21 protein-coding genes and 1 pseudogene are annotated in these 24,663 nt (G+C 61.1%); 14 read left to right on the top strand and 8 right to left on the bottom strand.

What is annotated here, in order from left to right; genetic code table 11:
• Window positions 1-58 precede the first annotated feature (58 nt).
• Window positions 59-889, top strand: a complete 831-nt coding sequence (locus tag KQ659_RS16450) for an IS5 family transposase (RefSeq protein WP_216678791.1) — start codon at window positions 59-61, stop codon at window positions 887-889.
• A 45-nt stretch (window positions 890-934) separates the two neighbouring features.
• Here KQ659_RS16450 and KQ659_RS16445 read toward each other — a convergent pair whose 3' ends face one another.
• Window positions 935-2,425: a nicotinate phosphoribosyltransferase gene (locus tag KQ659_RS16445; RefSeq protein ID WP_216680068.1), complete on the bottom strand. Its 1,491-nt coding sequence runs from the start codon at window positions 2,423-2,425 to the stop codon at window positions 935-937.
• 109 nt (window positions 2,426-2,534) lie between these two features.
• On the opposite strand from KQ659_RS16445, the gene KQ659_RS16440 reads away from it, so the two are divergent.
• On the top strand, window positions 2,535-3,251 hold the full coding sequence (locus KQ659_RS16440; RefSeq protein WP_216680069.1) for a DUF1345 domain-containing protein: 717 nt from the start codon (window positions 2,535-2,537) through the stop codon (window positions 3,249-3,251).
• Between the two features lie 74 nt (window positions 3,252-3,325).
• Here the strand turns inward: KQ659_RS16440 and KQ659_RS16435 are convergent, their stop codons facing one another.
• Window positions 3,326-3,982: a response regulator gene (locus KQ659_RS16435; RefSeq protein WP_216680070.1), complete on the bottom strand. Its 657-nt coding sequence runs from the start codon at window positions 3,980-3,982 to the stop codon at window positions 3,326-3,328.
• 419 nt (window positions 3,983-4,401) lie between these two features.
• Between KQ659_RS16435 and KQ659_RS16430 the strand changes: the two genes are divergently transcribed.
• Window positions 4,402-5,034 carry a response regulator gene (locus KQ659_RS16430; protein ID WP_216688198.1) on the top strand — a complete coding sequence of 211 codons (633 nt, stop codon included), beginning with the start codon at window positions 4,402-4,404 and terminating at the stop codon, window positions 5,032-5,034.
• On the opposite strand, the gene KQ659_RS16425 is transcribed toward KQ659_RS16430, so the two are convergent.
• On the bottom strand, window positions 4,956-5,459 hold the full coding sequence (locus KQ659_RS16425) for a KdsC family phosphatase (RefSeq protein ID WP_216680072.1): 504 nt from the start codon (window positions 5,457-5,459) through the stop codon (window positions 4,956-4,958). The two genes, KQ659_RS16430 and KQ659_RS16425, sit on opposite strands and share 79 nt — an antisense overlap.
• A gap of 221 nt (window positions 5,460-5,680) precedes the next feature.
• On the opposite strand from KQ659_RS16425, the gene KQ659_RS16420 reads away from it, so the two are divergent.
• The 4 genes from KQ659_RS16420 (at window position 5,681) to KQ659_RS16405 (ending at window position 8,462) form a co-directional block, all read left to right on the top strand.
• A complete protein-coding gene (locus KQ659_RS16420) occupies window positions 5,681-6,583 on the top strand; it encodes a Cif family virulence factor (RefSeq protein ID WP_216686068.1) in 903 nt (300 codons plus the stop codon).
• A gap of 248 nt (window positions 6,584-6,831) precedes the next feature.
• Window positions 6,832-7,533 (top strand): DUF1223 domain-containing protein, encoded by a 702-nt coding sequence (locus tag KQ659_RS16415; protein ID WP_226930011.1) that lies wholly within the window; start codon window positions 6,832-6,834, stop codon window positions 7,531-7,533.
• Between the two features lie 86 nt (window positions 7,534-7,619).
• Complete coding sequence (locus tag KQ659_RS16410) at window positions 7,620-8,198, top strand: sigma-70 family RNA polymerase sigma factor (RefSeq protein ID WP_216688200.1); 579 nt, start codon at window positions 7,620-7,622, stop codon at window positions 8,196-8,198.
• 9 nt (window positions 8,199-8,207) lie between these two features.
• Window positions 8,208-8,462 carry an anti-sigma factor family protein gene (locus tag KQ659_RS16405; RefSeq protein WP_216680076.1) on the top strand — a complete coding sequence of 85 codons (255 nt, stop codon included), beginning with the start codon at window positions 8,208-8,210 and terminating at the stop codon, window positions 8,460-8,462.
• 74 nt (window positions 8,463-8,536) lie between these two features.
• Here the strand turns inward: KQ659_RS16405 and KQ659_RS16400 are convergent, their stop codons facing one another.
• Window positions 8,537-8,863 carry a 2Fe-2S iron-sulfur cluster-binding protein gene (locus tag KQ659_RS16400; RefSeq protein WP_216688201.1) on the bottom strand — a complete coding sequence of 109 codons (327 nt, stop codon included), beginning with the start codon at window positions 8,861-8,863 and terminating at the stop codon, window positions 8,537-8,539.
• A gap of 106 nt (window positions 8,864-8,969) precedes the next feature.
• Window positions 8,970-9,986, bottom strand: coding sequence for an NAD(P)/FAD-dependent oxidoreductase (locus KQ659_RS16395; protein ID WP_216680078.1), 1,017 nt, complete (start codon window positions 9,984-9,986; stop codon window positions 8,970-8,972).
• Between the two features lie 524 nt (window positions 9,987-10,510).
• Here KQ659_RS16395 and KQ659_RS16390 point away from each other — a divergent pair.
• The 7 genes from KQ659_RS16390 (at window position 10,511) to KQ659_RS16360 (ending at window position 20,926) form a co-directional block, all read left to right on the top strand.
• Window positions 10,511-11,701 (top strand): hypothetical protein, encoded by a 1,191-nt coding sequence (locus tag KQ659_RS16390; RefSeq protein WP_216680079.1) that lies wholly within the window; start codon window positions 10,511-10,513, stop codon window positions 11,699-11,701.
• A 75-nt stretch (window positions 11,702-11,776) separates the two neighbouring features.
• Window positions 11,777-12,238 (top strand): hypothetical protein, encoded by a 462-nt coding sequence (locus KQ659_RS16385; protein WP_216680080.1) that lies wholly within the window; start codon window positions 11,777-11,779, stop codon window positions 12,236-12,238.
• 82 nt (window positions 12,239-12,320) lie between these two features.
• Window positions 12,321-13,796, top strand: a complete 1,476-nt coding sequence (locus tag KQ659_RS16380) for a hypothetical protein (protein ID WP_216688202.1) — start codon at window positions 12,321-12,323, stop codon at window positions 13,794-13,796.
• A 51-nt stretch (window positions 13,797-13,847) separates the two neighbouring features.
• A complete protein-coding gene (locus tag KQ659_RS16375; protein ID WP_216680082.1) occupies window positions 13,848-17,507 on the top strand; it encodes a hypothetical protein in 3,660 nt (1,219 codons plus the stop codon).
• Between the two features lie 25 nt (window positions 17,508-17,532).
• A complete protein-coding gene (locus KQ659_RS16370) occupies window positions 17,533-18,750 on the top strand; it encodes a hypothetical protein (RefSeq protein WP_216688203.1) in 1,218 nt (405 codons plus the stop codon).
• Between the two features lie 12 nt (window positions 18,751-18,762).
• The gene (locus KQ659_RS16365; RefSeq protein WP_216688204.1) at window positions 18,763-20,187 is read left to right on the top strand and encodes a hypothetical protein; all 1,425 of its coding nucleotides are present in this window, start codon (window positions 18,763-18,765) and stop codon (window positions 20,185-20,187) included.
• Window positions 20,188-20,194: 7 nt separating this feature from the next.
• Entirely contained in the window at window positions 20,195-20,926 is a 732-nt protein-coding gene (locus KQ659_RS16360; protein ID WP_216680085.1) for a hypothetical protein, read from the top strand.
• A gap of 13 nt (window positions 20,927-20,939) precedes the next feature.
• Here the strand turns inward: KQ659_RS16360 and KQ659_RS16355 are convergent, their stop codons facing one another.
• From KQ659_RS16355 to fbaA, 3 genes and pseudogenes are all read right to left on the bottom strand, one after another.
• Entirely contained in the window at window positions 20,940-21,752 is an 813-nt protein-coding gene (locus tag KQ659_RS16355) for a RodZ family helix-turn-helix domain-containing protein (protein WP_216688205.1), read from the bottom strand.
• 548 nt (window positions 21,753-22,300) lie between these two features.
• A pseudogene (gene mgrA, locus KQ659_RS16350) lies at window positions 22,301-23,251 on the bottom strand (L-glyceraldehyde 3-phosphate reductase).
• Between the two features lie 296 nt (window positions 23,252-23,547).
• Window positions 23,548-24,633 carry a class II fructose-bisphosphate aldolase gene (gene fbaA / locus KQ659_RS16345; RefSeq protein ID WP_216680087.1) on the bottom strand — a complete coding sequence of 362 codons (1,086 nt, stop codon included), beginning with the start codon at window positions 24,631-24,633 and terminating at the stop codon, window positions 23,548-23,550.
• Between the last annotated feature and the right edge of the window lie 30 nt (window positions 24,634-24,663).

Here is a 24,663-nt window from a genome sequence, read left to right as displayed (position 1 = left end):
AAAGGACTCCCAAAAAAGCGCGAAATTTGAGGTGTAACACTCCTTTTTTCGCATTTTAATGGAAGTCCTGTCCAAAGATATGATTCGCCAATGGATTCTGCCCGCGCTCACCTTCTCCGCCCATGGCCGCCCCTCGGTCGTGGAGCCGGCCGAGTTGGTGGAAGCCATTCTCTACAAACTCAAAAGCGGCTGTCAATGGCGATTGTTGCCTGTTAAACAGTTTTTTACGGGCGCATCGCTGACCTGGCAGGGCGTGTACGCCCGCTTTAATGCGTGGCGCAAGGACGGGTCCTGGCAAGGGGTATGGCTCCGCTTGTTGCGCGAAAACGGGGCCCATCTGGACTGTTCCAGCGTCCAACTCGACGGCAGCCACACGCCCGCCAAGAACGGCGGGGAGGCCGTCGGCTATCAGGGCCGCAAGAAAGCCCGTACCACCACAGCCCTCTTCTTGGCCGATAACCGGGGACAACCGCTGGCCTGCGCCAGCCCGCAGGCGGGCAACCACCACGACACCCACCAGCTCAACGCCTTGTTCGGGGAAATCTGCGCCTCGCTCGAAGCGGCTAATATTCCCGTCGCCGGGCTGTTTCTGAACGCCGACAAAGCCTTTGACACCCAAGGCTTTCGTCAGGAATGCGCCCGGCGCGACATCGAGGCCAACATTCCCCGCAACCGCCGCGCCGCCGACTGGCAGACCGACGACGACACCTTTTTCGATCCCGAACTCTACCGCCGCCGCGTCGTGGTCGAACACGCCAACGCCTGGCTCGACGGCTTTAAAACCTTGCTCGTGCGCTACGAAACCAGCGTCGGCAATTGGCTGGCCTGGCACTGGCTCGCCTTCGTCGTCATCTTTTTGCGAAAAATTAATCAAAAGCCGACTTTCTAAACAGCTTCGACAAGTGGAAAAGGAAAAAACTCTGAAAAAAGTAATTTACGCCGAGCGCATCGGCCGCTTCTCCAGAATCAGACGGGTACGGTACTCGTAGAGGCCCATTTCGAGACCGACGGGGAATACGTGGGGATTCAGGAAGCGGCGCACCCCTGGGTCGAGGCTTTGCACTTCGCGCTGGGCGTGGGCGCGGCTCTCGGCTAGGGTGGGCAGGTCGAGCACGCGGCGGCCGCGCCGGAACACCGGCTCCAGCAGCTCGCGAAACTGGGTATCGGGCCGGATGGGCAGGCGGCGGGTGCTGTCGGCCGGGTCCACGAGCATGAGGTGGCTGGGCAGGCTCTCGGCCGTGTTGTACAGCATATCGGCGCGGGGCTTGCCGTACTCGTTCAGGTAGCGGCGAATTTGCAGGATGCCCGGGATGCTGGTTTTGGCCACCTGCTCGGAGAGCTTGATGGTGAAGTCCCAGCCCGAGTCATCGGCTTTGCGTAGGGCGGCCAGCTTGTACACGCCCCCCAGTGCGGCCTGGTTGTAGGCCGTTACGAGCTGGGTGCCCACGCCCCAGGTATCGATGCGGGCGCCCTGCTGCTTGAGGCTGGTGATGAGGTTTTCCTCCAAATCGTTGCTGGCCACGATGCGCGTTTCGGTAAAGCCGGCCTCGTCGAGCACCGCCCGCGCCTCGCGGCTAAGGTAGGCGAGGTCGCCCGAATCGAGCCGGATACCGGCTAACTCGTGGCCGTTAGCGCGCATCTGGCGGGCCACTTTAATGGCCTGGCGCACGCCCTCAATCGTATCATAGGTATCCACCAGAAATACCGAGTCGTCGGGAAATGCCTGGGCATAGGCCGAAAACGCATCCACTTCATTAGCAAACGACATCACCCAGCTGTGCGCGTGCGTGCCGCGCACCGGAATGCCGTAGCGCTGCCCGGCCAGTACGTTGCTGGTGGCATCGGCCCCGCCGAGGTAGGCCGCCCGGCTGGCTCCCAGGCCACCATCGAAGCCCTGGGCGCGGCGCAGGCCAAACTCCAGAATCTGGTCGGTTGGCCCGGTGGCCTCCCGGATGCGGGCCGCTTTGGTGGCAATCAGGGTCTGGAAATTGATGAGTGTGAGCAGGGCTGTTTCCAGCAATTGCGCCTGCAGCAGCGGCCCGCGCACCCGCATAATGGGCTCATTGCCAAATACAACGGTGCCCTCGGGCACGGCGTCGATGTCGCAGGTGAATTTCAGTTCGCGCAGGTAGCGCAGGAAATCGGGCGGAAACATCACCCCGCCTTTGCTGCCGCGCAGGCTGCCGAGGTATTCCAGGTCATCTTCCGAAAATTTCAGGTTCTCCACCCAATCAACGGTCAGGGCCAGCCCGGCGGCTACCGCGTACCCGCCCTGAAACGGGGCCTTGCGGAAGTAGAGGTGAAACACCGCCTCGCGGTCCTGCAAGCCCTGCTGCCAGTAGCCGTAGGCCATCGTAAGCTGGTATAAATCGGTGACGAGGGCAAGTGAGGGCGCGTAGAGGCCGGAGAGGGGAGCAGCATTCATAGAGCGAAATAACAGCGGAAAGATGCATTTGCTTACGGCGCGGCAACTATTCCGGCCACCAAGGGCTGCGGCGTGGGCATTGGCCAGGCCGCGCTACCTTGGCAGCCAAATGAATAAAACCAAGGCAACAGGCACCCGGCCAATGAGCTGGGCGCGAACAATGGATGTGCGCTGGCGGCTGGCCCTGGCGGTAATAATCGGCATTGCGGGTGCGCTGCTGGCCCCGCACCTGCTGGGCACCCTGGCCCGCGTGGTGGTGGGCTGGGTGGGCTTTGCTACCACCGACCTGGCGCTGATAATCATGGGCATGTGGCAGGCCGACACCGACGACATGCGCCGCGTAGCCGCCTCCGAAGACCTGCCCCGCACCCAGGCCTTCGTGCTGGTGGTGTGCGCGGCCATGGCCAGCCTGGGGGCCGTAGTGGGCCTGATGGGCTCGCTCAAAGGCATTTCGAAAGACCTGCGCGTACTGCACGTAGTGCTGAGCGTGGCCGCCGTAGTGCTGGCCTGGACGTTGGTGCACCTCGTGTTCACGCTGCGCTACGCCCACACCTATTACGACGCCGATGAAGACACCGGCCAGGACACCGGCGGCCTGATATTCCCCGACGACCAGGGCCAGGACCAGAGCCCCAAACTCACGCCCAACTACGTAGACTTCGCCTACTTTTCCTTCATCATCGGCATGACGGCCCAAACCGCCGACATTGGCATCGGCAACCGCGAGCTGCGCCGCGCCGCCCTGCTCCACGGCCTCATCGCCTTCATATTCAACACGGTCATCGTCGCCCTCACCATCGGCACCATCGGCGGAATGCTTAATTGAGTTAAGAGTTAAGAGTTAAGCTGTAATGGCTGTTGAAAGTCATTCTGCGACGAACTCAACTCCTAACTCCTAACTCAAGAAATCAGCCCCCGGCTCACGGCCAGCTTGATGAGGGCGGCGGTGTTTTTGGCCTGGGTTTTGGCGATGATGTTCTGGCGGTGGGTTTCGATGGTGCGCTTGCTGGTGAAAAGCTTGTCGGCGATTTCGCCGTTGGTCAGGCCCTCGGCAATTAGCTTGAGCACTTCCAGCTCGCGTGCCGTGAGGTCGGCCCCGGAGTGGCCTTCGGCGGTCGAGTCTTCGGTGCCCGGGCGTTGTACCACGGCCTTATAAAGCATGTTCAGGCCAATTTCGGTGCACAAAAACGGGTTGCCAGCTGCCACGGTGCGAATAGCGTGGGTGATTTCGCTGATGGCCGCGTTCTTGAGCACGTAGCCCAGCGCGCCGGCGTCCAGCATGCGGGCCACGTAGTTCTCGTGGTCGAGCATGGTGAGCACCAGCACGCGCACCTCGGGGAAGCGCAGGCGCAGCTCCGGCATGGTGGCAAAGCCGTCGAGTATGGGCATCTGCACGTCCATCAGCACCACGTCTACGGGCGTGGTTTCGAGCAGGGCCAGCACTTCGGCCCCGTTGCTGGCTTCGCCCACCACATCGAGGTCCGGTTCGGCAGAGAGCAGGGCCCGGATGCCATCACGCAGGATGGTGTGGTCATCGGCAAGAAGTAGTCGTGTCATAGCTGGAAGATATTTTGAACTAGGCAAAACGGCCGGCGCGCAACAAAGTTGGCAACTTGGAATGTACGAGACCCGGGGCTACGTATTAGTACTAAATCACCCGGATTAATCCGGCTTTTTGAAGGGATTCACACTGCTTTTGTTACAATACTTATAGTTGAGCTTAGCAAAAAGGGTAATTTCGGGTTGTTTATTCTCATTTTACTGATTTGTAGGTTGAGAATTTGATAAGGAAGCTGTTTAGAAAGTCCCCGAACGGTCATGCAGCGCGCAGCGAAGCATGACCGTTCGCATCCTCAGGCCCGTTCAACGATGCGAGCAAGATGCTTCGCTGCGCGCTGCATGACCGGTTGAGTACCTTTTGTGACTTTCTAAACAACTCCATCTTTCAGCTGCCTGCTCTACCTTTTTCTCCGTCCATGATTCGTTTGCTACTTACCGATGGCGATAGGCTCACCCGCGAGGAGCTGCGCATCGGGTTGGGAGCTGCCATAGGCCTCGAAATAGTGGGCGAAGCCACGACGGGCGAGGAGCTGCTGGCCCAATTGCCCATCCTGAGCCCCACAGTAGTGCTGCTCGACCTGAGCCTGCACGGCCCCGATGTCTTCGCGGTGCTGGCGGCCCTGCGCGAGCAGTACCCCCAGCTGCGCGTGCTTGCCCGGGGCGAGCTCACCAACGAGCGCTACGTGGCCCGGACCTTCGATTTGGGGGCCAACGGCTACATCCTTAAATCGGCGCTGCTGCCGGAGCTTTTGCACAGCCTGGGTACCGTGGCGGCCGGCCGGCCGTTTTTGTGTTCGGCCATCGGCCTGGCTTTGCTAAACCGGTTATATCTGGCCCGGCCCGTTGAGGGCACCGTTGCCCGCCTGAGCCTGGGCCTGAGCAAGCGCGAAATGGAGGTGCTAAGCCTAGTGGGCGAAGGCCTCACCAACGCCGAAATCGCTCTGCGCCTATTCACCACCTCACCACTTCACTATTTCACCGCTTGCGCTGCGATGATGAATTCGGCCAGCTCGCGGAAGCAGCCGTGGCCACCGGCCGTCTGGCAGTGAAAGTCGGCCACGGCGCGGGCAAAGGACGTGGCATCGCCGGGGCAGGCCGACAGGCCGACCAGGCCCAGAATCTCCACATCGTTGGTATCGTCGCCGATAAAGGCCACTTCTTCGGCCGTCAGGCCGGTGCGAGCCAGAATTTCGTGTAGGCAGGTGGGCTTGTCTTTTATGCCCAGGTGCAGCTCCTCAATGCGCAGCTTGGCGGCGCGGGTACGCACCGACGGCGACATTTCGCCCGTCATAATGCCCGTCAGGATGCCGTGGTTACGCAGGCGTTCCACGCCCATGCCGTCGCGGATATTGAACCGCTTCATTTCCTCGCCCCGCTCGGAATAGTACACCCCGCCATCGGTCAGCACGCCGTCGCAATCGGTGAGCACCAGGCGAATGCGGCGCGCTCGGGCAGTGAGGTCTGATAATTTCATAAAAACAAGGAAAAAAACGAATAAAGCAAGAGTGTCAAAAAGCCAAAACCGGCCTAGCTAGGCCAATAGGGCCGCAAGTTCGGTACAGAAAGGGGAAGTGTAAATTGTACCAAAAGTATAATTATACCGTACCGCGTACATTAGTAGCTGGAATTAACTTTACTTGTGACCTTATGAAGAATAAGTTGACTATAGCCGCTACGGTCGCCCTTCTGCTGCCAATGGCTGCCTTTGCCCAGTTGCCCCACGAGGCAGTAGTGGCGGCCGAAGTAGCATTTGCGACTCAAGCTACGCAAACAAGTACGGAAGCGGCGTTTCTGGCCAACAGCTCCCCCACCTCCCTGGTTACCGAAAACGGCAAGCTGGCCAACGCCCAGGAGGTGTGGCGTACGCTGCCCTCGCGCCCCGGCAGCAAGCTTACCTGGTACCCGGTGCTGGCCGATGCCGCGCAGTCGGGCGACTTGGGCTACACCACCGGCCCCTGGACCATGCTGCAAAACAACCGCCCGGTTTCGACCGGCGATTACGTGACCGTATGGCGCAAGCAGCTCGATGGGCGGTGGAAATTCGCGGTTGATATGAGCATTGAGCGCATTGGGGCCGTGCCTTCGCAGATGGCCACCGTGGCCCGGCCCCGCCTGATGGCCGCCGCGGCCACGCCCAGCACCGCGCCGTCCAATATTGTGCTCGAAGTCGATAGCAAATTTGCCACCGCCGAGCTCATGAAGCCCGGTGCCACCTACCAGCAATACCTGAGCGCCGAAGCCCGCCTCTACCGCTCGGGCCTGTCGATGATGCAGGGCGCGGCGGCTTCGGCCAACATGAAGTCCATCGACGGCGGCTACCTCTTCATTGCCAATACCGGCTACCTGGCCGCCGCCGGCGATTTGGGCTATGTGGTGGGCTCGCTGCACCGCCCGGCCAGCACCAACCACCCCGAGGAAAACGGCACTTTCCTGCGCATCTGGCGCCGTGAGGCCGATGCCAGCTGGCGTATTGCCCTGGAGATGTTCGACTTAGTGCCCATTGCCGGCGCGGCCGCAGCTGCTGCCCCGGCGGCCCCCTCGCCGGCCGTGCCGGCGGCGGGCACCACCGACCCGGTTCCCGCCAAGCGCGCCCAATAGTGCTGGCCCCCCGCGGCTTCCCAAGCGCAGCCTAATCCCTGATAAGCCCCCAGCGCGCCCCAGCGCGCCCCAGCGCGCCCCAGCGCGCCCCAGCGCGCCGGGGGCTTTTTTTGCATGGCGTGTAAGGCCGGTGCCCGTGCGGCGTCTGGCCGGGCAGGGGAGGTGGTGGCCGCGTCTGCGGCTGGTAGCCTTCGCGTTGGCTATTTTTGGTTGTTATGTAAGCATTACACTGGTTATTGGCCGTTCCGATGCTGGGCAGTTGGGCGGCACCGGTGCCGGCGCGGCCCGTGGGCCCCTTCGCGGGGGCCGGCCGGGTGCCCGTGGTGGTCGAGCTGTTCATTTCCGAAGGCTGCTCCAGCTGCCCGGCCGCCGATGCGGCCCTGCGTGAGCTGGTCCGGGCTCAGGCGGTGCCCGGTGTCGAAGTCATTGCCCTGGGCGAGCACGTCGACTACTGGAACCGGCTGGGGTGGAAGGATGGCTTCTCGGCTCCGGCCTACACCGCGCGGCAGCGGCAGTACGCCACCAGTTTCGGCACGGGTTCCTACACGCCCCAGGCCGTGGCGAATGGTCGCTGCGAGCTGGTGGGCAGTCGCTCTGCCGACTTGGTAGCCACCGTATCCAAAGCCGCCAAAGTGCCGCAGGCGGTGGTGTCGGTGGCAGTTTTGGGCAGTAGCGCACAGGTTCGGGTGAGCAGCTTGCCTGCCGGTACCGCTGCCACCGAGGTACTGCTGGCCATCATCGAGAGCGGGCTGGCTTCGCAGATTGGCTGCGGCGAAAATGCGGGCCTGCTGCTGGGCAGGGTAGGGGCCGACGGCTCCTTCACCGCCTCGCCGGCCCTCACCCTGGCTGCTGGCTGGAAGCGCCCCAATCTGCGGGTAGTAGCGCTGGTACAGGAAATTGCTTCGCGCCGCATTGTGGGCGTGGCCACTACGTCAGTAGTGAGTGAATAGTACGCGGACGGCAAAGTCGGCGCTACTGCTCACCAAGCGAAGCGTAATATTGTGGTGCGACTCAACCCGTCCAGTCGTCGCTCCGCATGACTCCAGCCACCCCCGTACCGGCCGAATGGCCTGCCCGCTTCGGCGACGAGCTTTACCGCTTTGCCCTGAGCCGCGTTTCCGATTCGGAGGTCGCCGAAGAACTGGTACAGGAAACCTTTCTCAGCGCCCTGGCCAGTCTGGTCACTTTCCGCGCCGATGCTTCGGAACGAACCTGGCTGTTTGTGATTCTGCGCCGCAAAATCATCGACCACTACCGCCGGCAGACCCGCGCCCCCCACGTCGGCCTCGATGCCCTCCACGACGGCGGGGCTACGGAAGCTGATTATTTCAACCCCGCCAACGGCCACTGGACCGGCCCGCAGGCCCCCGCCAGCTGGCTCCGGGCCGATGCCGCCCTGGAGCAGCAGGAGCTGCACGAAATCCTGCGCCTGTGCCAGGAGCGGCTCCCGCCGCAGCAAGGCGCCGTATTTGCCATGCGCTTCGTGGAGGAATTATCGGCCGAGGAAATTTGTCAGGAACTGGGCCTGACTGCGTCTAACTACTGGGTTATCGTGCATCGGGCCAAGCTGCAGCTGCGCCGCTGCCTCGAAAAACACGGCATGGGCAAAAACTAACTATTCGCTATGTTACGACTTATCAACTGCCAGCATGCCACCCTGCTCATCGAGCAGCGCCAGGACCCGGTAATGCCGCAGCGCGAGCGTGCCAGCCTGTGGCTGCACCTGCACCTGTGCCCCTATTGCAAGCGCTACTCCCGGCAGTCTATCCTGATTACCGAATGGGCCTGGGCCTCGGCTGCCGGCCGCGTGCAGGCTGGCCCGGGGTTGTCGGCTGCCGCCAAGGAGCGCATGCGCGAGCAGCTGGTGGCGGCCGGATAAGGTGTCATCTGAATACATAAAAAAGACCGTCATGCTGAGCTGACGGTCTTTTTTGTTGGTAATTAAAGGCTTTGCTAAGCGCCCGTGGGGGCCAGGCGCACCACCAGCCCATCCACGCAGGGCGTGAGGCGAATCTGGCAGCTCAGGCGCGAGCCTTCGTGCACCACGGGCAGGGTTTCGAGCATGTCGAGCTCGGCATCCTGGGGCTCGGGCAGGGCGGGGCCGGCCAGCACCTCCACGTGGCAGGTGGCGCACAGGGCCATGCCGCCACAAGTCGCCTGAATGTCGTAGCCATCAGCTTTGAGCACTTCCATCAGGCTCAGGCCCATGTCGGTGGGAGCAATTATTTCGCGGCGCTGGCCGGGCGCTTCCTCGACGTAGATGCGGATGTCTTCTTCCATATAGTGAGATGGTGAAATAGTGAGTGGTGAGAGGGCGAGCTTGACGTTCCAGCCGCGCTACCTGCGCAAACCGAACATCAAACTCGCCCTCTCACCACTCACCATCTCACATAGAGGGTGCCCCGTTCACGGTCGTGTACTTGAGGGTGTACTTCTTGTCGGGGAAAATGTATTTGAACGCGCCCTGGCACATCAGGGCGGCTTCGTGGAAGCCGCAGAGGATGAGCTTTAGCTTGCCGGGGTAAGTGTTGATGTCGCCGATGGCGAATACGCCGGGCAGCGAGGTGCTGTAGTCGAGCGTGTTCACTTTCACCGCGTCGTTCTCGATTTCGAGGCCCCACTCGCCGATGGGGCCGAGCTTGGGCGTGAGGCCGAAGAGGGGAATGAAGCAGTCGAGCGGCACGGTTTCGGCCTTGCCATCGTTGCCGGTGATGGTCACTTCCTTCAGCGTGCCGTTGCCGTGCAGGTGCGTAACGTTGGAGCTGAGCACGAGCCTGATTTTGCCGGATTCGTGCAGCTTCTGCACTTTCTCGGCCGAGTCGGCCGCGCCCCGGAAGGTGGTGCCCCGGTGCACGAGCGTGACGTCGGAAGCCACATTGGCCAGGAAGTTGGTCCAGTCGAGGGCCGAGTCGCCGCCGCCGGCAATCACGATTTTCTTGTCGCGGAAGCTCTCGGGGTCGCGCACCATGTAGTGCACGCCTTTGCCACCCTCGAAGTTTTCCAGGTTTTCGACGGCTGGCTTGCGGGGCTCGAACGAGCCCAGGCCGCCGGCAATGGCTACGGCCTTGCAGTGAATCTCGGTGCCATCGGTGGTGAACAGCTGGAACGAGCCATCGTCGAGCTTGGCAAACCGCTCCACCCGCTCGCCCAGCGTGAAGGTGGGGTGGAAGGGCTTAATCTGCTTCATCAGATTATCGACGAGGTCGCCGGCCAGAATCTCGGGAAAACCCGGGATGTCGTAAATCGGCTTCTTGGGATAAATTTCGGAGAGCTGGCCACCGGGCTGGGGCAGCGCATCAACCACATGGCAGCGGAGCTTGAGCAAACCGGCTTCGAAAACGGCGAACAGGCCGACCGGGCCGGCCCCGATGATGCAGATATCGGTTGAAATCGTGTTGGGCATAAGAGCAATAAGTGCCTTTAACCGGGCGTCGGGTTTGAGGCGGCCACAACGTAGGAGGCCGCTGGCGCAAAGGTACGGGGCGGGGTTGGGGTGGCCCAATTTGCCTTCTGCTTTATAACAGCGCGGCCGGTAAAAACGTTGGGCCGAAAGGCAGGTGGCGCAGGGGAGCTGAACGAAGTACGACTCCATCCCCACGTTGGATAAGGCCAGAAAATTTGGTCATTGGCCGGAGGGCGCGTAATAGCCGGGCGTGGAGCGCGTTGGAGTGGCTATCTTGTCTAACGGTCTGCGCCGGTTTTTTCTCTGGTTGGCAATAATAAGGTGATGGTCTTTATCCGAAAAGCAGTAGTATTGCCCCTCTTTCCCATTTTATAATCTATCCTGATTCGATGTCATTTTTATCAAGAGCTACCTTTCAAGTTAGTTTCGCATCGACAGGCCTGCTCCTGCTGAGTGCTTGCGGAGGGGCCTCTCCGCAGGAGAAAAGCACTGGTGGCCAGCCCACTGAAATAGCTTCGGAGACCGTGGCAAAGCTTGGCCAAATCAATGTGTTCGTTGATATGTCAGGTGGGATGCAGGGCTTCGTGCATCCGGTAGCGCCCGGCGCTTCGGGCAGCGGCTTTCAAAACACCGTGACCGACTTGCTCTCCGAAGTAAATGCACAAAAAACCAGGCAGCACATGCCGACAGGCTACTACTTCTTCAAAGAGAGCACGCCCGCCGATGCCCGCCTGCTGGTGCCGAGCAGCTACGATGAGATGACCAGTACCGTGAGCGGAGGGCTCAAAAACGCCGCCCGGGGCTCAGAACTTCCCCAGATGCTGCGTGAGGCCCTCAAACTACAGGCCCAGAAGCCCGGCACTGTGAGTCTGCTCATCTCGGACTTTATCTTCGCCCCAAAAGAGAAAGGACAAACCTGGAAAATCAAAACCTTCATCAAGGATGCGCTGAGTGAGGTGGATGCCAGTAAGCTGGCTATTTCAGTATTTGCCAATACCTCCGAGTATCGAGGTAATTTCTACCCCGGCAACCGCAGCGGAAAGCAGGCGCTGAACGGCGAGAAAATTCCGTACTACATCTGGGTCCTTGGCGACCCCGCGCTGGTGGCGCAAGTTGATGCCGGCCTGCTGGGCAAGCTGGCCGCCCAGCCCCAGGCGCACTATAACGTGCGCTTCCAGCCCGCTTACGCAGTGCTCGATTTTTATGAGCCGATGGTGGGGAAATGGACGGCGGAAAATGGCGCACCCGGCACTACGCCGGCGGTAACGTTTCGAGAAAAGCCCAACTTCCGGGAGCCGGCCGAATTGGTGCTGGGCCTCAACCTGAGCAAGCTGCCCCCCAGCCAAACCAATGAGCTGAGCCTGAAAACGCTACGCCTAGCCGACGGTGCCGGGCCGGCCACCTTGGTGCGGGCGTGGCCGCTGGCCCAGGAGCCCGCCGCGAAGTCGCAGCCCGCGTTCGCCAAGTACACGCATTTCGTGCAGCTCCGCTTCACGCAGGCCCCGCCCCGGACCACGCTGGCGTTGGAGCTGGCCCGCCCGCAACCCGCCTGGATTGCCGCCTATTCCGTGGCCGACGACAGCAACATCAAAAAAACCGGGGCTAAAACATTCTTTTTCAAAGAGGTGATGATGGGCGTGGAGGAGTATTTTGCCGGTGAGCCCGGTGCCCAGCGCGTATTCAGCCTGCCGGTGCAGGTGGAAACCCGCGACTAACCCGCGCCGCTGCTGCTGGCGGCTATCCATTGTTTTTCTCGTTTCGCCTTCGGGTGGCTTATTTCCTTTCCCTGTATGTTCCAAAAGCTTTTTACTTCCCTCTACGAAGCCTTGCTGGGCCTGCCCGAACCTGCCATGCTCACGGCCGCCTTCGAAAACAGCATTTTTCCCGGCGTAGGCTTGGCCACCTTGTTTGGCATTGGCCTGTTGGGAACACTATTTTTCTACCTAGTGCTGAACCGGCTGCTGACCACGGCGCTTTACCAAACCAAGCACTGGTTCTTGTTTCTGCTGTTGTTTGCCGCTTGCTCCGGGCTGCTGGCTTGGTTTCAGGCGCGGTCGGTGGTGTATGAGGTGCTGGCCACCAAGGGCGTGGTGATTCCGCCGGGCAGCGAGTCGGCGTACTCGCGCTACGTATTGGGCTTTGCCTTTGTGAATGTGCTATTTGGGGCGTTGTTTTTCGTGCTGTGGTCGTTCATCATCAAGGGGTTGTCGCCGAATGCGAAGGTGACGCCGGTGCGCTGGCCCAGCCGCTAGGCCGCCCGGCCAGATGGCCACGATTTTTTATTTTTCAGGAAAAGCCAGCAGCTAACCGCTGTCAGCTAACAGCTTATCAAAAATGCCCAAGCTATATATATTCGGTATTGGCGGCACCGGCTCGCGCGTTATTCGCTCGCTGACCATGCTATTGGCCGCCGGAGCCACCGTCGAAAACTGTGATAAGGTGGTACCTATTATCATCGACCCGGACGCGCAGAACGGCGACATGACCCGCACCGTGGAGCTGCTCAAAACCTACGAGCGCCTGCGCCGGCAGCTGAAACCAGCCCCCGCGCCGGGCGAGTTCTTTGCCACCGAAATCCAGACCCTGGCCGGTATGGCGGCCAGCGAAAACCAGCCACGCGATGCCCGCGTGAAGGAAACCTTCGCCTACAATTTCGGGGGCATGGACGAAAGCTACCGCGACTTCCTGCACTACGACGACATGCCCGTGGAAAGCCGCCACCTCGTGGACCTGCTCTTCACGCCCGCCAACCTGGCCAGCAAGCTCACCGTGGGCTTCAAGGGTAGCCCCAACGTGGGCAGCGTAGTACTGAACCAGCTGATGAGCTCGCCGGAGCTGGAGTTTTTCGCCAACTCGTTTGCCGAGGGCGACCGGGTGTTCTTCATCTCGTCCATCTTTGGCGGCACGGGAGCGGCGGGCTTTCCGCTGCTGCTCAAAAATCTGCGCAACCCCCGCACCACTCTGCCCCGCGCCGAACTGCTGAACCAGGCTCCGATGGGTGCCCTCACCGTGCTGCCCTATTTCAACCTGCTGGCCGACGATGGCAGCGCCATCGACTCCAACGGCTTCATTACAAAGACTAAAGCGGCCCTGGCCTACTATCAGAAGAACATCCAGCAGCTGAATGCTCTCTACTACCTCGGCGACCAGAGCACCGGCCAGCTGGCCAACCACGAAGGCGGCAGCCAGCAGCAAAACAATGCCCATTTCATTGAAATGGTGGGGGCCCTGGCCGTGCTGGACTTCATGCGCCAGCCCGCCGACTACCTCCAGCACAACCAGCCGCTGCACTACGAGTACGGCTTGGAGGAAGACGTCCGCCAGGTCACGTTCAAGGCGTTGGACCCCGGCCAGTCATTCCGGCAAATTGCCCAGCCCCTGACCCAGCTCCAGATGCTGGCGCTGTGGTGCCGCTACCACCTGCCGCACACCCAGGAAGCGCCCTACGCCAACCACCTGCAACTGCCCCGCGCCTGGCGCGACGAAGAGTTTTACCAGCAGCTCCAACGGTTTTTGCAGGACAATAACTTCGGCTTCGAGGCATGGCTGCGTGAGTTAGGTGCCAATGAGCGGGCGTTCCTGCCCTTCGAAGACCCGGCCATGGCCACGGAAAACTTCAACCGCGTAGTGGCGGGCCAGTCCACGGCTACCGGCTTATTCAACAAGGGGCTCACCCGCAGCTATTTGTTTGGTGAATTGAACAAGGCCATACCCAAGCCCGTGGCAACGGCCGATGGGCCAGCGGCCTTCGTACGGGCGTTCAGCGAAGTATTGAGTAAAGCCGTGGTGGAGAAAGTCCCCGGATTTTAAGCGGGCCACAACGCCATTCTCCCCTCCCTCATTTTCTAAAGGCATCATCCCGTGAGCAAGATATTACGCCTCCACAGCGGGGGCAACGAACAATACCGCGGTTGGCAGGAGTCGATTCAACTGACCGAAACCGTTATCGACCAGAATATTGTGGACCCGGCCGGCGGCAACGCCCGGCGCACGGCCACGGCCATTCCCACGCCGTTTGGCCAGCTGCATCTGCTGGAAACGGCTTTTAAGTTCGCGGCCGATAATCCGCTGGGTCAAAGCATGTACCACCGGCTGGTGAGCCAGTGCTGGGACCTGCTCGAATTCTTATTCTACGCCAAAGACACCGATGCCTACCGGTTGCGCTTCGTGCCCTGGAAGCGGGCCGAGCAGCTTCAGCAGCTCCAGGCCAACCCGCGCACGGCGCTGCTGGGCCGCACTCTTGATTTATACCTGGCCAACGACCGCCATTTTGAAGGTGTGGAGTCGCTGTTCCTCATCTTCGCCGAGCACAAGTCGGGGCAGGAGCGCCGCCTGCTGGGCGGAACTTCGCCATTTACGCTGGTATTTGCGCATCCGGCGTTGCAGCCGCTGCCCGTGGCCCGCAAGAACGGCCAGGGCCAGTATTTCGATCAGCTGGCCGTGCCGCTTAGTGCCCGCCCGGAGCCATTTCAAACCTACATCTACGGGCTATTTACCGTGGAGCGTGCCTTGCGCGACAAGTTTTTCGCCTACGGCGTATACCGCTATTTGCAGGCCCTCAACCCCAACCGCGTTAACCAGCTGGACGGCCAGGGCCTGACGGCCGAAGCCTTCGCCGCGCCTTACGAAAGCTGGCTCGATGATTATGGCAACGTGGTGCAGGTGCGCGGCGTGGGCTTGCGCCGCCTCAGCCAGGCCCGGCAGGCGGTGAGCAGCGACTGGTTTATCGTGCCCAATCCGGCGTTGCTTGCCGCGCACCCGCGCCTGCCGCTGGTGCTGCGGCCGGGCCTCGACCTGCGCCGGACCAACTACTTTGCCGGCACCCCCGGCGACGATACCGCCGTGGTGGGCTACGCCGCCCCCGCCGGCTACGAAAAGCTGGAAACCCGCGAGCTGCCCGGCCTGGGCGAGCTCTATCCGTACCTGACAGTGAACGACTTCCTGGAAGACGTGCTGGTGGAAGTGCCCTTCGCCGTGAACCGCGACAAATACCACTTCGGCGAAGTGCAGGCCGAGCCCGGCCAGACCCTGGACCAGCGCCCGTTTCGCTACCTGCTGCCCCTGAAAAGGGCGTACTTCGACTATTTTAAGCCCGAAGACCTGGCCCGGCAGCTGCGCCTCACGGTGTTCTCCAACCATGTGCAGGCCCGGCTTACCATCCCGGTTTCGGGCGGGCGCACGGTGGAGTATGAGCGGCGCTACGCCCTGCCCGGCCCCGGCCAGCCTGCCGAGCAGGCCGTGCCATCGGCCCCCAGCCAAAGCGCCGACAAGCCCTACGGCGGCGGCCGCGTAGCCGCCCGCCTGCAAATTGCGGTGTTTCCGTTTTATAAGTTCGTTGAACCCACGATGCAAGGGTACAACAACGCCTACTCGGTGATGTTGGCCGAGCAAGGCGAAACGGCGGCCGCGCCCGCGCAGCTGCGATTTCTCACGTACTCGGCCACGGGCGGGCCGCAGGAGTTGGGCGCGGCTGCGGGCGGCGCACTACGCGGAGTGGTGGCCCGTACCCGACAGGTGCGCTCGCCGCTGAGCCCGGCCAGTACTTATTACGAAGTGCGCGGTACGCATTTCGACTTGCTGGAAGTGAGTGTGTCCGGTGGCAGCGGATACGGCAGTCCGCCTGCCACGGGGCTGCTCGCCCCAAACTGGCGTACCGACGTAGGCGGCACCACGAAGTTCACATTTGCCGTGGATTTTGGCACCACCAATACCCACGTAGCCGTGGCCGCCAATGGTAACGTAGCCGAACCATTCACGATGGGTGCCGAGCGCGAGTTGCAAACCGTACTGCTGAGCCAGCCCGAAGCAGCCGGTGACTACGACCTGCCATCTCGCTACCAGGTGCGGGCTTTTCCGCGGGCATCGCTGCTACAGAACCGCGAATTCGTGCCATCTTTTGTTGGCATCCGGGGGGCCGAAGCGAGTTTTCCGATTCGCACGGCGACCTGTGAAACGCCCCGCTTCGCGGCCGAAGGCGAACCCCTTCTTTTCGGTGATGCTAACGTAGGGTTTTTCCTAAGCCGCGACAGCGAATTATATAGCCAGCCTGAGGACGGACGCTACGAGACGAACCTGAAATGGAACACCGACGGCGGTCCCAACGCGGATGCCGGTAAGAAGCGCGTGCGGCTCTATTTCCGCGAGCTGCTGCGACTACTCAAGCACAAAGCCGCGCTCAACGGCGGCGACCTGAACCAAGTGCGTCTGGTGTGGTCCTACCCCTTGAGCATGGATGTCGCCACCCAGTACTTTTTTAGTGAGGTATGGAGTGATGAATACAATAAGGCATTTGGCCGAATACCCAATGAAAGTCAGCTTGATAAAGTCCCGGAGTCGTTGGCTCCCTACCTGTATCTGCGGAAAATCGGTAAAATCGTGCCCACCCAGGAAGATAGTGTGGTGAATATTGACATCGGCGGCGGAACCACCGACGTGCTGCTGCTCGATGGTTTGCAGCCCGCGGCTACGTTCTCGTTCCGTTTCGCCGGCGATGTGCTGTGGGGGGATTTGGGGACAACTGCCGCCGATGGCAACCGTGCGCATAACGGCCTGCTGCTGGACTACCGGTCGCGCACCAAAAACGCTTCTATCAGCGATGAGGCGAAGAAGGCCAATGAGGTTTTTCTGGCGGCTCTCCGCAACAACAGCGTAGGCTCGGCCGACCTCGTGAGCCTGCTTTTTAACTTCGATGAGCAGCTTCAGTTCAGCCAGTACGTGCGCGAGGCCAAGCAAATGCGTGTGCTGCTGCTGCTGCACTACGCGGCCATTCTCTACCACGTAGGGCAGGTGTGTCGCGCCAAAGGGCTGAAACAGCTGCCACGCCACGTCACGTTCAGCGGCAAGGGGAGCACATACTTGCGCCTGCTCGACCTCAACGCCAACCTGAGCACCATCAAGCGGCTGGCCCAGCGGGTGCTGGAGTTTGCCAGCGGCTTGCAAGTGCCCGCCGACTTTTCGCTGACCCTGGTAGACAATGCCAAGGAGGCCACCGCCAACGGCAGCGCCTTGCGCTGGGACGAAAGCGGCGGTCAGGAGTTGGAGCGCACCATGCGCCAGGCCAGCCGCGACAGCGGAGCCGAGCTGGGTGAAATGCTCGAAAAGCTCCAGTTCGTGCTGCCTGGCAACGAGCAGTTCGCGCCGGCCGATGAAACCGCCGCGCCCGCGCCCGATGCCGTCGCCCTCATCCGCCGCCCCACGCTGCTAAGCGAGGCCGGCGACCTGCGCGAGGGCGTGCTGGCCAATGCCCGCCACCTGCTCGACTTCCTTACCCAAGACCGCGAAGATGGTGTGCAGGACCTGCTGGCCCGCCTCAACATCGAGCTGGATGCTGATTTCGTGCGCGACTTCCTCACCAGCCGCTTCAAAGACAGCCTCAACACGGGCTACAATGCCCTGGTGGCCGCCAGCAAAAAGCCCGGCGACAAACTACCCGAATCCTTATTCTTCTTCGCCTTCCGCGACGCGCTGTTCAAGCTGTCGCAGGAGCTTTACCGGAAATATTATGCTGCGCAAACAGTTTAAGCGGGTCATTTGGTTGGCAGTAATCGTGGCTGCTTTTGGGACAGGAGCCGCCCAAGGACAAGGAAGACCATCGGAAGCGAAGGCTGCCGCTAGCACCGTTACCGCATCGTCACGGGCGGCCATCTGGGCCGCTACGGCCGAATATGTTTATAAGGACGACCGTGACCTTAATAAAATTCAGCCAGACCTGCTAAAAACCATTAAAAACAGCAGTGTTGTAGCTTTCAACCACAGTATCGACGAAGCCGTGATGCTGGAAAACAAGCAGCTGGCGGGGCAAAAGCGTCTACTGAAGTTTCAGGAGCTGGTCAAAACGATTCAGGCACAACCACTCGACCCCAACGACCCGGCCGTGCTGGTCAAAGCTATTGTGGGCAAGCTCGATGACAATAAGGAACGCATGGCCGACCCGGCGCGGGCGCAGCAGCTTGAATTGCTTACCCAACGACTCAATCAGCTGGCAAACGGAGCCGTGCCCACGGTTCCAGCCGCTGCTGCTCTGTCGCAGCCGGCTGCTGATAACCCCATGAATCAAGTGGCGGCCAGCTCGAATGTTCCAGCTGCTAATGAGTCAGTTGCGCTAGTAGTTGCCCCGGTTTCTGCGCCCGCCCCGCCAACCAATTCCTTGCTGTGGCTGGCATTGGGCCTGGCAGGATTGGGCCTGCTGGGTATCGCATTACTGTGGAATAAGCTGGGTAATACCAGGGAGGAAATCGCAACCTTGCGGCGCACGTTGGAGGTCAGCAGCCCTAAAGCTACTGGCGGCAATGGCACCTCACCGGCGGGTATGACTGCTGCTATTAAACAGGAAATTACCCGGCAAATCGAACAGCGCGTGGCTGAGAAGCAAGCCAAAGTAGCAGTCGCGCCGTTACCGTTACCTCCCGTGGTAGCGGCATTGGCACCGGCAGCTCCAACTCCCTGCCTGCGCGCGCAATACGCCAACGAAGCGCCGTTCAACAACTCTTTCCCGGCGCGAGCCCTGAGCGACCAGCCGGGCACGTACAGCATGTTCCTTATCGAAAGCAGTGAGCAGCAGCCCGAGCAAGGCACGTTTGCCGTGACGGGCAACCTGGCCAGCCACGTGCGCGACCACCGCAGCGTGCTCGAACCCGTGTGCGAGTACGTGAGTGGCTACCCGCTGGGCAGCGAGGCCCGCGTCATCACCGTGGAGCCCGGCATGGTGCGCCGCCGGGGCGACGACTGGGAAGTGGTGCAACGCGCCAAAGTGCGGTTTGAATAGCAGTTTTTTATTGTGATGGAGGTTCTAGAGTGGTTGGTGCTGGTCATCATCATTGGTTTTCAGGGACGAGCTTTCTGGCAGGGAAAGCAGGCCAGCACGCAACTGGCCACGCTTTTCCCGCCCAGTATGGCCCTGCGCCTGACGCGCCACCAGGATGAAGCCACCGGCCAACTAGTTGACGTGCTGCTGGTGACCGGGGCCACGCCCGATTTTGAGTTGGTGGAGCGCGATACCAACGCCTACCTGCTCAAAAATAAGGGCACCGCCGATTTCGATATTCTGCAGAGCATTGCCGAGCGCCGCGCCGTGGCCCTCGATTCGGAGGTGCAGTCGGGCACGTCGGCCCCGTTGTTTATTGGGCTTATGGGCACGTTTCTGGGCGCTATCCTGGGCTTGGGCGGCTTGCTGGCGGGCAGTGGTAAGTTCGATGAAGTGGGGATTCAGGGGTTCCTACGGGGCGTAACGGTGGCCATGATTGGCAGCCTGTTTGGGCTGGGCCTCACGCTGTGGGGCAACACGCTCTACAAAGCCGCTCGGCGGCAGAGCGAGCAGCGCCGCAACGATTACTACACGTTTTTGCAAGTGCAGCTGCTGCCCATTCTGCACTCCGACATGGCCGGCAGCCTTGGCACGCTCAAGGCCGTGCTGGACTCCTTCAATCAGGAATTTCTGAGCAAGATTTACGAGTTCGGCCCCATTGTGGGGGCGCTGAACGAGAACATTACCGTACAGAAAGATTTCCTGACGGAGCTGCAAAAAGTAGGCTACACCCAGATGGCTAACGCCAGCATCCGGGTGTTCGACAAGGTGGCGGAAAGCGCCCACCACTTCGAAAATTTCCTGGCCTACCAGCAGGAGCTGAACCAGACCCTGCGCAACGGCCAGCAGGTGGCCACCACGCTCACCAGCCTGCTGAGCCGCCTCACAGGCCTCGAAGAAGGCCTGAACCAAGTGCCGGCCCTGGTGCAGCAGCACGCGGGCACCGTCGAGTCGCAGTTGCGATTCTTCAGCCAGAACCAGGCCGAGATGGACCGCCTGGCCCGGCAGGGCGAGGCCTTTATGGACGAGAGCTACCACAAGCTGGCCCAGGTGATGCGCCAGCGCATGGCCGTGCTCACCACCGAAGCCGACCAGGCTGCCGGCGTACTCGAAGACCATTTTCGTAAGCTGAATAACGACAACGTATACGAGCGCATCGTGCAGTATCTGAGTCCGTTCAGCGAGATGCCGGCCCAGCAGCGCGCCCTCAACCAATTGCAGGAAAAGCAGGCCACCCAAACCGCCCGCGCCCTGCAGCAGCTGGAACTGCGGATTGCCGCCGATGCCGCCCTCCAGCAAGCCCTGGTGCAGCAGGTGACGCGTACCAACGCCGTGCTCGAACTGCTCACCCAGCGCACTTGGCTCCAAAAAATGCTCGGCCTCACGCCGAAGAAATAGCCCGCCCGTGAACCAGGACCGCAACAATTTTTTCTGGCCCAGCTACGTGGACCTGATGACGGCCTTGTTTCTGGTCATGCTCGTGCTGTTTGTGCTCAGCTACAAGATGTTTCAGGACAAGGAAGCGAGTCTGATAGCTGCCAAGGCGAAGCTGGAGGTGCAGCTAAAGGAAAAGAAGAAAATTGATGAAATAAAAGAAGCCCTGAAGCGGCTGGACGACCCGCGCTATTTCTTCTACAACAAAGCATTCAAGCGCTACGAGTTAAGCTTCAAAATTGCTTTCGCGGCCAATAGTTCGGAACTCCCCGAAGCCGATAAGCCGCGTTTGATTGATGCCGGACGCTTCTTGCTACGCCAGCTGAGTACGGTGAATGCGCCGGATAGTATTCAGTACCTGTTGGTGATTGAAGGCCGCACTGCCCGGTTCAACCAGCGGCTGCCGGATGGTTCCTATTCCTACGATACCCCAAAGAATTATGATGGCTCCATAACCCGTCAAATCAGCTATTTGCGGGCTCTGGCGGTGTATCAGCTGTGGCGCGATGCCGGGATTGTATTTCCGGCTCCGCGCTACGAAGTAATGCCTGCTGGTAGTGGTTTTGGCGGCGTGAACCGTTATAAAAACGAAGAGGAAGACCTGAACCGGCGTTTCATCATTCAGATTCAGCCCAAAATCGGTTCCTTGGGCCAGACATCCGATATGTCAGCCGCTCAAGCCAGCACGCCGCCAGCTGATTAGTCCAGTTGAGCCCCTACTCAAACACATTCTCCAGCATTCTCTCCTGTCGTAGAAACGTAATGCGGTAGTCGGCGTCGAATTTGACCCGCACTTGGGTACGCAGGCGCTGGTAGCGACCTTTCGAGACCCGAAACAGCCGGCATGCCTCACTGTACGTTGCCATACGGCTGCCATCCTGCGCGGGCGCGCTCACCCGCAGCGTGCCGGGCTCCACTTGGTAAACGGCCTTCTTGTTATCCGGAAAAAAAGTCTGGGTAATGGTGGCGTTGATTTGGGCTGGCGTGAGGTGCTGCTGAATGTAGAGGCGTTCTACCTGCGGGGCAAAGTAGTTTTCGGCGTTCAGGGGTGGGGCAAATAAGTCGGCGTAATAGCCGGCCAGTACCGTGCGGATTTTTTGCGTGGCATCGTCGTCATCGGGCTCGGGCGCGGCGGGCACGGGGGCGGGTATGGTAGTATTGGTGGCAGCAGCGGGGCTACTCTCCGGGGCGGGCGCATCGGTGGCTTCCTCCGTATCTGGGGTCGTAGCCGAGGCTTCTGCCGGGGCTGTTTCGGTGGGTGCATCAGCTATGGCGCTGGAATCCGTGGTGGCAACGGTGGGCGCGGCTACCCGCACGGTTTCCGGGGCCGCGACTATGGCGGCTTCGGGCTCGGGGATGCGGGCCGGGGCCGCCTCTTCGGTGGACGCGGGCTGCGGGCCGGTCAGGTTTTTGTCGGGGTGGTTCTGGTCTACATACAAGTAGAGGCCCACCCCGAGCAGGCCCACGCCGCCCAATGAGGCCAGCAGCGTCGTTAGTGCATTGCGGCGGGGTGGAGCGGCCGGTTCCACTTCCGAAGTCGGAACGTAAACCGGTGGGGGCGCAACCGGTGGTGCTACCGGACGGATAATTGGTTGAGCTACCACCGGCGGCGCTACCCAAGCTGGTGGTGATGGGCTGGTTATCGGCGGTTGTGGCTGCGGTGCCGCCGCATCGGGCGGTGCTGCCACCGGAGCCGGCAAAGGCAGCGGAGCGGGTGGCGGCACCGGGGGCACTGGCGGGCTCTCGAAAAGTGACAGTAGCGAGGGTAGCTCGGTATGGTCAGTATTTTCCGGCCCGGTACTGATGGATGGGGCGACGACGGGTGGCGTGTCGCCTAGGTGCAATCGGGCTGCGAGGGTAGCAAAAAGCGCCGGCGAAATGGCTTTGGACTGCAAGGCGGCCTCTAGCTGTTGTAATTCGGTAGGGGCAGCATTGGCGGTTGGGCCGTCGGTGTTGTCGGAAGGGTTTATCATCGCAACAAAAATACGCACCCGCCCCGCCGTTGGCACTGGTAACTGCTGCCGTTGTACTGTTGATGCATGAATTGTTCAACGGCGGGCGGGGCCAGCCCCGCACCCTACAAAATCTCCTCAATCGTCGCCAGCTCCTCCGCGCTGAACGCTAGGTTTTTCAGACACTTTAGCGAGTCGTCGAGCTGCTCCGGCTTGCTGGCACCGATGAGGACGGATGTTACCCGCTCGTCCTTCAGCAGCCAGGAGAGGGCCATTTGGGCGAGGCTTTGGTTGCGGGTTTTTGCCAGGTCGTTGAGGCGGCGCACCTGGTCGAGGCGCTCGGGTGTGAGGTTGTTTTCGGTGAGGAAACCCACGCCTTTGGCCACGCGGGAATCGTCGGGGATGCCGTGCAGGTACTTGTTGGTGAGCAGGCCCTGGGCCAGGGGAGAGAAGGGGATGCAGCCCACGCCCTCATCGCCCAGTAGGTCGAGCAGGCCGTCTTCGACCCAGCGCTCAAACATGGAATACTTGGGCTGGTGGATGAGGCAGGGCGTGCCCATCTCGCGCAGCAGGGCGAAAGCTTCGGCGGCCTCGGCGGGCAGGTAGTTGCTCAGGCCCACGTACAAGGCCTTGCCCTGGCGCACGATGAGGTCGAGGGCGGCCATGGTTTCGGTCAGGGGCGTGTCGGGGTCGGGGCGGTGGTGGCAGAAGATGTCGACGTACTCCAGGCCCATGCGCTTGAGGCTCTGGTCGAGGCTGGAAACGAGATATTTCTTCGAGCCCTAATCGCCGTAAGGGCCTTCCCACATGTGGTAGCCGGCTTTGGTCGAGATGATGAGCTCGTTGCGGTAGCCGGCGAAATCTTCGCGCAGGATGCGGCCAAAATTCTCCTCGGCCGAGCCGGGCGGCGGGCCGTAGTTGTTGGCCATGTCGAAGTGCGTAATGCCCCGGTCGAAGGCGCGGTGCAGGATGGCGCGTCCGTTTTCGAAGGTGTCGACCCCGCCGAAATTATGCCACAGGCCCAGCGAGAGGGCCGGCAGTTTCAGGCCACTGCGGCCGCAGCGGCGGTAAGTCATTTCCTGGTAGCGGGTAGGGTTGGCTTGGTAGGGTATGATGGGGAGATGAAGAACGACAAACTCCCCTCCTTACCAAGGAGGGGACGTGGCCGCGTAGCGGACACTGGGGTGGTGAGGTCGTTGAACGACTTGCGGCGGGTCCCGAAACGCCAACGACACCCGAACATAGCACAAAGGCCTCGTTCGGGTGTCGTTGGCTACGCCGACCTTCGGTTCAACGAATGCAACCACCCCAATTTTCGCGTTGCGAAAATGTCCCCTCCTTAAAAAAGGAGGGGAGTGGGACGTTCAACCGGCTAGTAGCGGCGGTTGATGCAGTTCAGGTCCTCAAATGCCGTTTTCAAACGGGCCGAGAACGTCTCTTCGCCTTTGCGCAGCCACACGCGCGGGTCGTAGTACTTCTTGTTGGGCGAATCGGCTCCGCCGGGGTTGCCAATCTGGCCCTGCAGGAAGCTTTCGTTCTTCACGTAGTAGTCCTTGATGCCTTCCCACAGCGCCCATTGCAGGTCAGTGTCGATGTTCATCTTGATGGCGCCGTAGCTGATGGCCTCGCGAATTTCCTCCTGCGACGAGCCCGAGCCGCCGTGGAATACGAAGTCGATGGGCAGGGCTTCGGCGATGTTGTGCTTCTGGCGCAGGAACTCCTGCGAGTTGTGTAGAATCTTGGGCTCCAGCTTCACGTTGCCGGGCTTGTACACGCCGTGCACGTTGCCAAAAGCGGCCGCGATGGTGAAGCGCGGGCTGATTTCGCTCAGCTGCTCGTAGGCAAAAGCCACTTCCTCGGGCTGGGTATAGAGCTTGGAGGAATCCACGTCGGAGTTGTCCACGCCGTCTTCCTCGCCGCCGGTCACGCCCAGCTCAATCTCCAGCGTCATGCCGATTTTGGCCATGCGCTCTAGGTAGCGCTTGCAGATTTCGATGTTTTCCTCAATCGGCTCTTCCGACAAGTCCAGCATGTGCGAGCTGTAGAGGGGCTGGCCGTGCGTCTGGTAGTATTTCTCGCCGGCATCGAGCAGGCCGTCAATCCAGGGGAGGAGCTTTTTGGCGGCGTGGTCGGTGTGCAGCACCACGGGCACGTCGTAGAGCGCGGCCATAAGGTGAACGTGGTGAGCGCCCGAAATACCACCCGCGATGCTGGCCCGCTGGCCGTCGTTGCTCACCGACTTGCCGGCGAAGAACTGCGCGCCGCCGTTCGAGAACTGCACCATCACGGGCGAATTCACTGCCTTGGCGGTTTCGAGCACGGCATTCACGGTGTTGGTGCCGGTCACGTTCACGGCGGGCAGCGCGTAGCCGTGGGCCTTGGCATTCTGGAAGAGGGCCTGCACTTCGTCGCCGTGCAGCACACCGGCGCGCAGGCCGGTAAGAGTTTGGTCAGCCATAAGAAAAAGATATGCGGCGGAGCCGCGATG

It is taken from the genome of Hymenobacter siberiensis, from assembly GCF_018967865.2.
In the GTDB taxonomy this organism is placed as follows: domain Bacteria; phylum Bacteroidota; class Bacteroidia; order Cytophagales; family Hymenobacteraceae; genus Hymenobacter; species Hymenobacter siberiensis.
This window is presented reverse-complemented; position numbering and strand designations above follow the sequence as displayed.